This is a genomic window from Micromonospora sp. NPDC047738 (assembly GCF_040642675.1).
In the GTDB taxonomy this organism is placed as follows: domain Bacteria; phylum Actinomycetota; class Actinomycetes; order Mycobacteriales; family Micromonosporaceae; genus Micromonospora.
The window spans coordinates 39,584-51,955 of sequence record NZ_JBEYSO010000003.1; the positions used below are offsets into that span (position 1 = coordinate 39,584).

The 12,372-nt window shown below is 72.9% G+C and carries 9 protein-coding genes; 6 read left to right on the forward strand and 3 right to left on the reverse strand.

The features are described from left to right. Window positions 1-11: 11 nt before the first annotated feature. From ABZ783_RS06290 to ABZ783_RS06315, 6 genes are all read left to right on the forward strand, one after another. The gene (locus ABZ783_RS06290; RefSeq protein WP_357434820.1) at window positions 12-632 is read left to right on the forward strand and encodes an EboA domain-containing protein; all 621 of its coding nucleotides are present in this window, start codon (window positions 12-14) and stop codon (window positions 630-632) included. Next, window positions 632-1,483 carry a TatD family hydrolase gene (locus ABZ783_RS06295; protein WP_357434821.1) on the forward strand — a complete coding sequence of 284 codons (852 nt, stop codon included), beginning with the start codon at window positions 632-634 and terminating at the stop codon, window positions 1,481-1,483. Before ABZ783_RS06290 ends, ABZ783_RS06295 begins: the two co-directional genes overlap by 1 nt. Then, entirely contained in the window at window positions 1,483-2,682 is a 1,200-nt protein-coding gene (gene eboE / locus ABZ783_RS06300; RefSeq protein ID WP_357434822.1) for a metabolite traffic protein EboE, read from the forward strand. The genes ABZ783_RS06295 and eboE overlap by 1 nt, the downstream gene beginning before the upstream one ends. A gap of 76 nt (window positions 2,683-2,758) precedes the next feature. Next, complete coding sequence (locus ABZ783_RS06305; protein WP_357434823.1) at window positions 2,759-4,153, forward strand: nucleotide pyrophosphatase/phosphodiesterase family protein; 1,395 nt, start codon at window positions 2,759-2,761, stop codon at window positions 4,151-4,153. Continuing rightward, a complete protein-coding gene (locus ABZ783_RS06310) occupies window positions 4,150-5,217 on the forward strand; it encodes a polyprenyl synthetase family protein (RefSeq protein WP_357434824.1) in 1,068 nt (355 codons plus the stop codon). The genes ABZ783_RS06305 and ABZ783_RS06310 overlap by 4 nt, the downstream gene beginning before the upstream one ends. Window positions 5,218-5,484: 267 nt before the next feature. Then, on the forward strand, window positions 5,485-6,495 hold the full coding sequence (locus ABZ783_RS06315) for a sugar phosphate isomerase/epimerase family protein (protein ID WP_073835588.1): 1,011 nt from the start codon (window positions 5,485-5,487) through the stop codon (window positions 6,493-6,495). Between the two features lie 71 nt (window positions 6,496-6,566). Here the strand turns inward: ABZ783_RS06315 and ABZ783_RS06320 are convergent, their stop codons facing one another. The 3 genes from ABZ783_RS06320 to ABZ783_RS06330 form a co-directional block, all read right to left on the reverse strand. Further along, a complete protein-coding gene (locus ABZ783_RS06320) occupies window positions 6,567-7,748 on the reverse strand; it encodes an ROK family transcriptional regulator (RefSeq protein ID WP_357434825.1) in 1,182 nt (393 codons plus the stop codon). 109 nt (window positions 7,749-7,857) lie between these two features. Continuing rightward, window positions 7,858-8,931, reverse strand: coding sequence for a sugar phosphate isomerase/epimerase family protein (locus ABZ783_RS06325; protein WP_357434826.1), 1,074 nt, complete (start codon window positions 8,929-8,931; stop codon window positions 7,858-7,860). Between the two features lie 88 nt (window positions 8,932-9,019). Further along, complete coding sequence (locus ABZ783_RS06330) at window positions 9,020-12,355, reverse strand: ThuA domain-containing protein (protein ID WP_357434827.1); 3,336 nt, start codon at window positions 12,353-12,355, stop codon at window positions 9,020-9,022. Window positions 12,356-12,372: the final 17 nt, after the last annotated feature.

Consider the following 12,372-nt stretch of genomic DNA (forward strand, 5'->3'; position numbering starts at 1 on the left):
GGGGAGACGGAATGACACCCGACCGACTGCGCGCCGCGCTGCGGGGCGTACCCGATCCGCAGTGGCTGGACGCGGCCCTGCGCCGCGTCGCGACCGAGCCCACGGCGATCGCGCGCCTCTTCGCCACCGCCGCCCGGCGGTGCGGTCGGGGGCCGCTGCCCGATCCGCCGGGCTGGACGGTCGACGAGGCGGCCCGCGCGCTGCTGCTCACCGCGCTCCCCGCCGACCACGCGGCGGTGGCCGACTCCCTCTATCGGCAGGGCGACGCCGCCGAGAAGCGGGCCGTGCTGCGTGCGCTGCCGCTGCTGCCGATCGGGGCGGCCTGCGTGCCGCTGCTGCACGACGCGATCCGCACCAACGACACCCGGCTGGTCGCCGCCGCGCTCGGCCCGTACGCCCGGCACCTGGAGCAGCCGGCCTGGCGGCAGGCCGTGCTCAAGTGCGTGTTCACCGGCGTACCGCTGGCGGACGTGGACGACCTGCACGGCCGGGCGGACGGCGAACTGGCGGCGATGCTGGCCGCGTTCGCCGCCGAGCGGAACGCGGCCGGCCGGACCATGCCCGCCGACGCCACCGCCCTGCTCGACCGGCTCGGCGCCGGCTCGCACCCCACCACCGCCAGGGAGGCGTGATGCGCATCTTCGACCCGCACATCCACATGACCTCACGCACCACCGACGACTACGAGCGGATGGCCGCCGCCGGGGTACGCGCGGTGGTGGAGCCGGCGTTCTGGCTCGGCCAGCCGCGCACCAGCGCCGCCTCGTTCGTCGACTACTTCGACTCGCTGATCGGCTGGGAGCCGTTCCGGGCCGGGCAGTTCGGCGTCCGGCACCACGCCACCGTCGCGCTGAACCCGAAGGAGGCCAACGACCCCCGCTGCCGCCCCGTGCTCGACCTGCTCCCGCGCTACCTGGACAAGGACGGCGTGGTGGCGGTCGGCGAGATCGGCTACGACTCGATGACCCCGGCCGAGGACGCCGCCTTCGCGGGGCAGCTCGCCCTGGCCGTCGGGCACGACCTGCCCGCCCTGGTGCACACCCCGCACCGGGACAAGGCCCGCGGCGTCGAGCGCACCCTGGCGGTGGTCGCCGAGTCCGGCATCGACCCCGGGCGGGTGCTGATCGACCACCTCAACGAGGTCACCGTGAAGCTGGTCCGGGACACCGGCTGCTGGCTGGGCTTCTCCATCTATCCCGAGACGAAGATGTCGCCGCCGCGGATGGTCGAGCTGCTGAAGACGTACGGGACCGAGCGGATGGTGGTCAACTCGGCCGCCGACTGGGGGCGTTCCGACCCGCTGCTCACCCGGGCCACCGGGGAGGCGATGCTGCTCGCCGGGTTCGCCGAGGACGACGTGGACCGGGTGCTCTGGCGCAACCCGGTCGAGTTCTACGGCCAGTCCGGAAAGCTGGACCTCACCGACGTGGACGCACCCGCGCCCACCTTCGCCGGCAACTCCATCCTGCGCGGGGGCGAGTGATGCGCTTCCGCCATGCCGACGGCAGCACCGTCCACCTCGGCTACTGCACCAACGTCCACCCGGCCGAGGACCTGGCCGGGATCCTCGCCCAGCTCGACACGTACGCGCTCCCGGTCCGCCGGGCGCTCGGCGCCGACCTGCTCGGACTGGGGCTCTGGCTGGCCGCCCCGGTGGCCGCCGCGCTCGCCGCCGACCCGGCGGCCCGCCGCCGGCTCCGGCACGAGCTGACCGCACGCGGGCTGGAAGTGGTCACCCTCAACGGCTTCCCGTACGCGGCCTTCCAGGCGCCGGTGGTGAAGGGCGCGGTGTACCACCCGGACTGGACCACCCCGGAGCGGCTCGGGTACACCCTGGACCTGGCCCGGGTGCTGGCCGACCTGCTCCCCGAGGACGCGGCCCGCGGCTCGATCTCCACCCTGCCGCTGGCCTGGCGTACGCCGTGGGACGCCGCCCGGGCCGACGCCGCCCGGCGCCGCCTCGACGAGCTGGCGGCCGGGCTCGCCGCAGTGGAGCGGGAGACCGGGCGGACCATCCGGGTCGGCTTCGAGCCGGAACCGGGCTGCCTGGTGGAGTCCACCGGACAGGCGCGTGAGATATTCTCAACCATGGATTCGGACCGGCTCGGGATCTGCCTCGATCTGGCCCACCTCGCCTGCGCCTGGGAGGAGCCGGTCGAGGCGCTGGGCCGGCTCCGGGCCGCCGGGCTGCCGGTGGTCAAGGTGCAGGTCTCCGCCGCCGTCGAGGCGGCCGATCCGGAGGGTTCGGCCGAGGCGCTGCGCCGCTGGGTGGAGCCGCGCTTCCTGCACCAGACCAGAGCCGCCGGCTGCGCCGGGGGCAGCGACCCGGCCGACCCGGCGTACGCCGCCGACGATCTCGACGCCGCCCTCGACACCCGGCTGCCCGGGCCGTGGCGGGTGCACTACCACGTGCCGCTGCACGCCCCGCCCGAGCCGCCGCTGCGGTCCACCCTGCCGGTGCTGCGGGCCGCGCTCGCCGCGCTGTACGCCGGACCGGTCGCCGGCTGCGAGCACCTCGACGTCGAGACGTACACCTGGGGGGTGCTGCCGGCGGCGCGGCGACCGCGTACCGACGCGGAGCTGGCCGCGGGGATCGCCGCCGAGCTGGCCTTCGCCCGCGACGAGCTGGTCGGGCTCGGGCTGGCCACGACGGCGAACGAGCGAAGCGAGGTGCCGGCATGAGCAAGCGTCAGCGAGCGAATCATCGACACGGTGCCGTGGTGCCTCATGGCGGTGCCGAGCGAAGCGAGGTGCCGGCATGAGCAAGCGGCTAGTGGTCATCGACGTGGTGGGGCTGACCCCGCGCCTGCTGGCGCACATGCCCCGGCTGCGGGCGGTCGCCGAGTCGGGCTTCTCCGCCGAGCTGGGCACGGTGCTGCCCGCGGTCACCTGCTCGGTGCAGTCCACCTTCCTCACCGGAGAACCACCGGCCGGCCACGGGATCGTCGGCAACGGTTGGTATTTCCGGGATCTCGGCGAGGTGCTGCTCTGGCGGCAGCACAACGCCCTGGTCGGCGGGGAGAAGCTGTGGCAGGCGGCCCGCCGGGTCGAGCCCGGCTACCGGGTCGCCAACGTCTGCTGGTGGTACGCGATGGGCGCCGACGTGGACTGGACGGTGACGCCGCGCCCGATCTACTACGCGGACGGGCGCAAGGAGCCGGACTGCTGGACCGATCCGCCCGAGCTGCACGACGCGCTCACCGACGCGCTCGGCACCTTCCCGCTCTTCACCTACTGGGGGCCCGGGGCGGGGCTGCCGTCGTCGCGATGGATCTGCCGGGCGGCCGAGCGGATCCTCGCCGACCACGCCCCGGACCTGACCCTGGTCTACGTCCCGCACCTCGACTACGACCTGCAGCGGTTCGGCCCGTCCTCGCCGCAGGCCGCCGCCGCGGCGGCCGAGCTGGACGCGGTGCTCGCCCCGCTGCTGGACGCCGCCCGGGAGCGGGACGCCACCGTGGTGGCGCTCTCCGAGTACGGCATCACCGACGTCTCCCGCCCGGTCGACGTCAACCGCCTGCTGCGGTCCGAGGGGCTGCTGCGGGTCTACACCCAGGACGGCATGGAGTACCTCGACCCGTGGACGTCCCGGGCCTTCGCGGTCGCCGACCACCAGGTCGCGCACGTCTACGTGAAGGACCCGGCCGACGTGCCGGCGGTGGCGAAGCTCTGCGCCGGGCTGCCCGGGGTGGCCGAGGTGCTGGACGCAGCCGGGCAGGCCGGCTACGGGCTGGACCACGAGCGCTCCGGCGAGCTGGTGCTGGTGGCCGAGCCGGACGCCTGGTTCACCTACTACTACTGGCTCGACGACGCCCGCGCACCCGACTTCGCCCGCCTCGTGGAGATCCACCGCAAGCCCGGCTACGATCCGGCCGAGCTGTTCTTCGACCCGGCCGCCCCGGGCGCCGCGAAGCGCCGGGCGGGGGTGGCGCTGGCCCGCAAGAAGCTCGGCATGCGCTACCTGATGAGCGTGGTGGGGCTGGACGCCGGGGCGCGGGCGGTCCGCGGCTCGCACGGCCGGCTGCCCGCCGACCCGGCCGACGGGCCGGTGCTGCTCTGCTCCGACCCGACCGCGGCCCGGGACCGGGTCGCCGCGACCGACGTGAAGGCCCTGCTGCTCCAGCTCGCCGGACTGGCCCGGGAGGCACCATGACCGTCACCGTCGCACCGACCGACCCGGCCCTGCTGCGGGATCGCTTCGACGCCGCGCTCGCCGCGTTCCTGCACGAGCGGCGGCCGGGTCGGTCGGACGACGGTACGGGGGCCGTCCACGCCGTGCTGCGCCGGTTCGTTCTCGCCGGTGGCAAGCGGCTGCGGCCCCTGTTCTGCTACTGGGGCTGGCGCGGCTTCGGCGGCCCGGACGGCGGCCCGATCGTGGTCGCCGCGGCGGCGCTGGAGCTGTTCCACGCCTTCGCGCTTATCCACGACGACATCCTGGACGGCAGCGACCTGCGGCGCGGCCAGCCCTCGGTGCACCGGGTCTTCGCCGAGCTGCACACCCGCTCCGGCTGGCACGGCGACCCCACGGCGTACGGCCGGGACGCCGCCCTGCTCTGCGGCGACCTCTGCGCCGCCTGGTCGGGGCAGATGTTCCACGACTGCGGGCTCGAACCGGCGCAGGTCCGCCGCGGGCTCGCCGTCTTCGCGCGGATGCGGGCGGAGGTGATCGCGGGGGAGTACCTGGACGTGGTCTCCGCGATCGGCGACGGCTCGGTGGCCGCCGCCCTGGCCGTGGTCCGGATGAAGACGGCCCGGTACACGGTGACCCGCCCGGTGCAGATCGGCGCCGCCCTGGCCGGCGCCGACCCTGCCATCGTGACCGCGCTGGCGGAGTTCGGCGACCCGCTCGGGGACGCCTTCCAGCTCCGCGACGACCTGCTCGGCGTCTTCGGCGACCCGGCCGTCACCGGCAAGTCGAACCTGGACGATCTGCGGGAGGGTAAGCCGACCGTGCTGCTGGCGCTCGCCCGGGAGGCGGCCGGCCCGACGCAGGCGGCGCGACTGCGGGCGCTGGTCGGCGACCCCGAGCTGGACCACGGGGGCGCGGCCGAGGTGCAGGGGATCATCGAGGCCACCGGCGCGCGGGAGCGGGTCGAAGGCATGATCCGGACCCGCGTCGACCAGGCCCGCGCCGCGCTGGACCGGACACCGCTGGCCGAGCCCGCCCGGTCGGCACTGGTCGAGCTGACCACCCGGGCCGCGCACCGCCGGCACTGAGCCGCCGTCCCCGGTGGTGACCTCCAGCCGGTAGCGGCAAGGTGGGGCGCCCGGTTGGACACCCCGATCAGGTGGGGCCTTCCGCGAGCGGGGCGGCGGAAATAGAGTGGGGGCGGCGACCGCGAGGTGGCCGGTGACCCGACGGGAGGCGCAACCCGCCGGGCCTCAGGCGCGACCGCGCCCACCGGTGTCCGTCGAGGTCGTCAGCACCCGGTCGCCCTCGCCCGGCCCGCAACGGAATCCCCCATCACACAGGGGAGAAGGACAATGGCGCGACCCATCACGCTCTTCACCGGTCAGTGGGCCGATCTTCCGTTCGACGAGGTCTGCCGGCTCGCCGCCGAGTGGGGGTACGACGGCCTCGAGATCGCCTGCTGGGGCGACCACTTCGAGGTCGACAAGGCCCTCGCCGACGAGTCGTACGTGGACCGGAAGCGGGCCACCCTCGCCAAGCACAACCTCCAGGTCTTCGCCATCTCCAACCACCTGGTCGGGCAGGCGGTCTGCGACCACCCCATCGACGAGCGGCACCAGGACATCCTGCCCGCCCGGATCTGGGGCGACGGCGAGCCGGAGGGCGTGCGCCGCCGGGCCGCCGAGGAGATGAAGGACACCGCCCGGGCGGCGGCGAAGCTGGGGGTGCGGACGGTGGTCGGGTTCACCGGCTCATCCATCTGGCACACGCTGGCGATGTTCCCGCCGGTGCCGCCGGCGATGATCGAACGCGGTTACCAGGACTTCGCCGACCGGTGGAACCCGATCCTCGACGTCTTCGACGAGGTGGGGGTCCGCTTCGCGCACGAGGTGCACCCCAGCGAGATCGCGTACGACTACTGGACCACCAAGCGGACGCTGGAGGCGATCGGCCACCGCCCCGCGTTCGGGCTGAACTGGGATCCGTCCCACTTCGTCTGGCAGGAGCTGGACCCGGTCAACTTCATCTTCGACTTCGCCGACCGGATCTACCATGTCGACTGCAAGGACGCGAAGGTCCGTACCGGCGACGGGCGGCGCGGGCGGCTCTCCTCCCACCTGCCGTGGGCGGACCTGCGGCGTGGCTGGGACTTCGTCTCCACCGGCCACGGGGACGTGCCGTGGGAGGACTGCTTCCGGGCGTTGAACGCGATCGGCTACGACGGCCCGATCTCCATCGAGTGGGAGGACGCCGGCATGGACCGGCTGGTCGGTGCGCCCGAGGCGCTCCAGTTCGTCCGCCGGCATGCCTTCGACGCCCCGGCCGCCGCCTTCGACGCCGCCTTCAGCAGCAACCGCGACTGACCGGTTCGGCCGCCACGAACAGGCGGGAGGCGACCGAGGTCGCCTCCCGCCTGTTCAGGTCAGGGCGGTGCTCAGCAGGCCGCGAAGACGTGGTCGCTGATCAGGCGAGCGCCACCGATCAGGGCGGCCCGGTCGTCCAGGTCGGAGAGGACGATCGGCATGCTGCCGGTGGCCAGCGGCGTCGAGCGTCGGTAGACCACGCCGCGGATCTCGGCCAGCAGGACGGGACCGATGCCGGGGGCCGCGCCGCCGATGATCACGATGGCCGGGTTGACGAAGCTGACCAGGCCGACCACCACCTGCCCGAGCCGGCGGGCGGCGTCGCGGACCAGCGTCTGCGCGACCGGGTCCCCGTCGGTCACGGCCCGGCCCACGTCGGCCATGGTCAGCGTGCCGGCCGCCGCCAGCCGGTCGCCGAGCGCCGTCGAGCGCCCGGCCCGCGCGGCGGTCACGGCCTCCCGCACCAGCGCGGCATCCCCGCAGTACGCCTCCAGGCAGCCGGTCTGACCGCAGCCGCACAGTGGCCCGTCCTCGGCGAGCGGGAGGTGACCGACGTCGCCGGCCCCGCTGGCCGCGCCCCGGTAGAGCGCGCCGTCGAGGATCAGCCCGCAGCCCACCGCGTTGCCCAGCTTGACGTAGAGGAAGTCGTCGAACGCCCGGCCGGTGCCGGCGTGCAGCTCGCCGAGCGCCATCACGTTGGCGTCGTTGTCGACCTGCACCGGGCAGCCCAGCTCGGCGGCGATGGTGTCGCGGACCGGGAACTGGTGCCAGCCGGGCAGGGCGGGCGCGACGGCCGGCGCGCCGGCCCGGACCGCGACCGGCCCGGGCAGGGCCACACCGACCCCGGCCAGCCGGGCCAGCCCGGCCTCGGCGCGGAGCTTGCCGAGCACCTCGACCGCGCGGCTCACCGCCGCTTCCGGGCCGACCCGTACGTCCAGCGGCTCGGCGTGCCGGGTGAGCAGGGTCAGCTCGCCGTCGGTGAGCGCCACCTCGAGCCGCCCGTCACCGACGACCACCGCGCCGAACCGGACCTGCCCGGCCATCCGGAGCAGCGACGACCGCCGCCCGCCCCGGGACGCGGCTGGCCCCGCGGTCTCCACCAGGCCCTGCGCGGTCAGCCGGTCCACCTCTGCGGCGAACCGGGCTCGGGGCAGGCCCAGGGCGTCCGTCAGCTCCACCCGGGAGCGCGGGCCGTCGCGCAGCAGCCGCAGCAGCCTTGTCTGGTCCGCGCTCTCCGGTCCCACCATCGTCATCGCGATCACCCCCGCTCCGAATGTGCCATACGTGCGTCACAGCGGCGTGACGCGAGGGGGCCGCCCCGGTTTCCCGGGAGCGGCCCCCCTTGCGGTCGGACAGGTCGGGTCAGCCCCGCAGGCTCGACATGTGCCGGTAGCTGATCTCCGCGTAGCGCAGCGACCGGCCCGGGTCGGCGCTGCCACCGGGCGCGGTGTCCTGCTCCCACATCGGGTTGTGGTAGCCCTTGGCGCCCATGTTGGCGAAGAAGCCGCCGTAGTCGATGTCGCCCTGGCCGAGCGGCACCATGTCGTACCCGTTGGTGGTGCCCGTGTTGATCTTGCCGTCCTTGGCGTGGAACAGCGGGAACCGGTTGGTCCGGGCGGCGACGGTGGCCAGCGGGTCGAAGACGTTGGTCTGCGTCACGCCGTCTGGGTCGGTGTAGCTGCGGTACCGGTACTGGGCCACGTGCGCCCAGTAGATGTCCATCTCGAACCAGACCCACTCCGGGTTGGTGACCCCGAAGAAGTACTCCAGCTTGCGGACGCCGGAGGACCGGGTCGGGCGGCCCAGCGCGTCCAGCGGCCCGCTGTCCAGCAGGAAGTTGTACGCCGCGTCGTGGTTGTGGGTGTAGAGCTTCAGCCCACGCGCGGCGGCCATCTCGCCGAAGGTGTTCCACCGGTCGGCGGCGGCGTCCCAGTCGGCCTTGTAGTTGCTGCCGGTCGGGTCGCTGCCGGTGCCGATGTGGGTCATGCCGAGGATCTCGGCGGTGTCCAGCGTCTGCTCGAACTGGGCGATCGTGGTCGGGGTGACCGTGCCCGGGACCGAGGCGTGCGAGCCGTTGGCGCGCAGCCCGTTGTCGTCGAGGATCTTGCGGATCTCCGTCGGGGTGATCTGCCGGCCGAGGATCGAGGTGTGCTGGGTGTACCCGGCGAACTCGACCTCCTTGTAGCCGATCTCGGCGAGCCGGCCGAGCACCCGCTCGAAGCCGAACGGCACTCCGCTGCCGTCGTCGGCGGCGCCGATCCGGTCACGGACGCTGTAGAGGATGATGCCGCGCTTGCCGGGCGGGACGAGTACGCCGTTGCTCGCCGCGGTGGCCGAGGGGGCCCAGCCGGCGGCACCGACGGCGACCGCCCCGGCCGCCCCGGCGATGGTGCCGAGCATCCGTCGGCGGCTCATCCCGTGTGTGCTGTCGTTCATCTCGGGCTGCCTTTCTCAGGTGATGGGTGGTGTTGGAAGGGGGAGTCGGGCCGGGTGGGGCCGCCCGGTGGACGGCCCCACCCGGGCGTCACGGCGTGACGCCGATGCCCTGGCCGGTGAACTCGACCCAGTTGAGGTTGCCGAAGCCGCTGGTCGGCCCGCCGGAGACGGTGGTGAAGACCAGGTAGAGCTTGTGCGTCCCGCCCGGGTCGGTGATCGGCACGGTGGTGCTGGTGAAGGCGTTGTTGCCGCTGGTCGCGTTGACCGTGGCGGTGGTCAGCAGCGGGCCGGTGGGGGAGTCCAGGCGGAACTGGACGTCGAACCGGGGCTGCCCGGCGGTGGCGGCACTGCCGCCGGAGGTGCGCAGCGTGATCGACTGCATGTTCTTCAGGTTGACGGTGTTGTTGATCGCGATCCAGTCACCCGGGTCGAGGCCGCCGCGCTGCTGCCCGCCGCCGGTGTCGGCGGTGGTGGCGACCGTGGTGCCGGACTCCTCGGTGGCGAACTCGACCTCCTGCCGCTTGGCCTGGATGATCTGCTGGTCCACCGTGGTCAGCGCCGGCTGGCCGTTGGCGCCCTTGTCGGTGTACGACGCGCTGACCACGCCGTAGATGTAGCCGCCGTGCGAGGCGTCGTCCGCCTCCGTGGGCAGCACGCCCGAGCAGCCGAACTGGTTGGCCTCACCGTGCCCGTGGGTGTCGTGGCCGAGCACGAAGGTCACCTCGACCTTGCTGCAGTCGATCGGCCCGTCCTCCGGGTCGGTGACGGTGACCGTCCACGGGATGTCGTCGCCCCAGCTGAAGAAGCCGCCCTCGAGCGGGGTGTTGACCGTGACGGTCGGCGCGGTGTTGCCGACGGTGATCGTGGTGTTCGCCGACGCCGTCTTGCCGCTGGAGTCGGTCACCGTCAGGCGGGCGGTGTAGACCCCGTTGGTGGTGTAGGTGAACGACGGGTTCGGGTCGATCGAGTCGGTGGTGCCGTTGCCGTCGAAGTCCCAGGCGAACCGGATCGAGTCGCCCGGGTCCGGGTCCTTCGAGCCCTCGCTGGAGAACGAGACCGTCAGCGGCGCGCGGCCGTTGGTCGGGGTCGCGTTCAGCACGGCGGTGGGCGCCCGCAGGCCCTTGACGTAGCTGAACTTCAGCATGGCGGCGTCCGGGTTGATGTTGAAGAAGCCGTCGCCGTAGGTCAGCAGGTAGAAGTTGCCGTCCGCGCCCCAGCGCATGTCCATCGGGTTGTCGCAGAGGAACGGCTTGGCCGGGGTGGTGGGCGCCTGCCCGCAGTTCAACACATTGTTGATCTTCAGGATCTCACCCTGGTCGTCCAGCCGGATCTCCTTGAGGGTGTCCCGGGTGAACTCGCCGAAGAAGATGGCGCCGTCGTAGTACTCGGGGAACTTCGTCTCCGACCTCAGCTCCGGGTCGTAGTCGTACTTCGCCGCACCGTGCGGGCCGACACCACCGGTGCCCAGCTCCGGGAAGAGCACCGGGCAGGTCTGCGTCGGAGTCGACAGGTAGGACTCCGGGCAGGGGGTCGGCGCCTGGAACGAATACCACAGCTCAGACTTCTCCACCTTCGGCAGGTCGGTCAGGCCGGTGTTGTGCCGGGAGGTGTTCTTCGGCGCCGCGCAGTCGAACGGCGCGACCGGCGAGATGGGGTTCGTGGTCCAGTTCATCTCGATGTACGGCAGGTTCGGCTGCACACACATCGGCCAGCCGTAGTTGGCCGGCTTGTCGACCACCATCATCCGGCCCGTGCCCGCCGGTCCGCGCCCGACCTGGGCGACCGAGGAGTCGGGGGAGTAGTCGGTGATGTAGGCGACGTCGTTCTTGTCGAGGGTGATCCGGAACGGGTTCCGGAAGCCCATCGCGTAGATCTCGGGCCGGGTCTTCGCCGTGCCGCCCGGGAACAGGTTGCCCGCCGGCACGGTGTACGAGCCGTCCGCGCCCACCGTGATTCGCAGGATCTTGCCCCGCAGGTCGTTGGTGTTGGCCGAGCTGCGCCGGGCGTCCACGAAGGGCGCCTGGTAGACGCCGGTGGCGCTGACCGAGTCGTTGTGCGGCGAGAAGCCGCCGGAACCGCCGCCGCCGGCCGGGGTGTCGTCCCCGGTCACCAGCCAGAGGTTGTTCTTCGAGTCGAACGCGATGTCACCGGCCACGTGGCAGCACGCGCCCCGGTCGACCGGCACCTGCATGATCTTCTGCTCGGTGCTCAGGTCGAGCGACGGGTTCTCCCCGTCGACGAACTTGAACCGGGAGAGCTGGAAGTAGCCCTGCCACACGTCCCAGGCGTGCGGGTCGGTGCTGGTGGTCGGCGCGGCCCCGGTGGGGGTGTTCAGCGGGGGCGCGTAGTACAGGTAGACCCACTTGTTGGTGGCGAAGTCGTTGTCGATCGCCGGGCCGTACATCCCGTCCTCGCTGTGGGTGTAGACCGGGATCTGCGCCAGCAGCTTGGTCTCGTTGCCGTCCGGGTTGTGCAGGCGTACGCCGCCGCGCCGGTCGGTCTGAAGCACCCGGCCGTCGGGAAGGACGTCGAAGCCGATCGGCTCGTTGACGTTGGGCTGCGCCCCGACCACCGTCATCTGGTAGTTGGCCAGCACGGTCGCGCCGCAGTCGCCGTCGGTCACGCCGGCCGCCCACTGGATCGCCCCGCCCAGGTGGGCCCGCAGGTCCACGGTGCTGTAGCTCTCCGGCGTGGCGCCGAGTCCGGTGTAGAACGACCGGCCGCCCTGGTAGTCCTTGCACCAGGTGACCGGGTGGTCGAAGCCCATCGTGCCGCCGGTGTACGTCTTCTCGTCGACCGTGGCCAGCACGTGCGAGACGCCGCGGACGTTGGCCGCGAAGTTGTACCACCGGTCGGTGGTGCTCCACCGCTGCGGCAGCGTCTTCGAGGCGGGGTGGACCCGGTCGGCGACGGTGACGGTCGCCTTGCTGGCGGCCGACGGCGCGCCGGTGGCCCGGGTGCCCAGCACGTTGGTCAGGAAGGACCAGTTCGGGTTGGCTTCGATGGCGGAGTGCACGCCGACGAAGCCGCCGCCGTCGCGGTAGTACTGCTCGAAGGCCGCCTGCTGGGCGTCGTTGAGCACGTCGCCGGCGGTGTTGAGGAACACCACGGCGCGGAACTGCTTGAGGTGCGGCTCGTCGAACTTGCGGGCGTCGTTGGTGACCTCGACGGTGAAGCGCCGTTCCTGCCCGAGTTGCTGGAGGGCCTGCACGCCGGCGGCGGTGGCGGCATTGTTGCCGCTGGCCGACCGGGTGAAGACGAGCACCTTGTACTGCATGCCGTTGCTGTTGGGTGCCGGGGCATTGAGCACCGGCGCGGCCTGGGCCGGGGTCGGAGCCTGCTCGGCCGTCGCGACGAGCGTCGCGCCGACGAGGGCGAGCAGGCTGAGGTGGGTGGCGGCCCTGCGGCCGAAGGGTCTGCGCATCGAACCTCGCTCTGGTC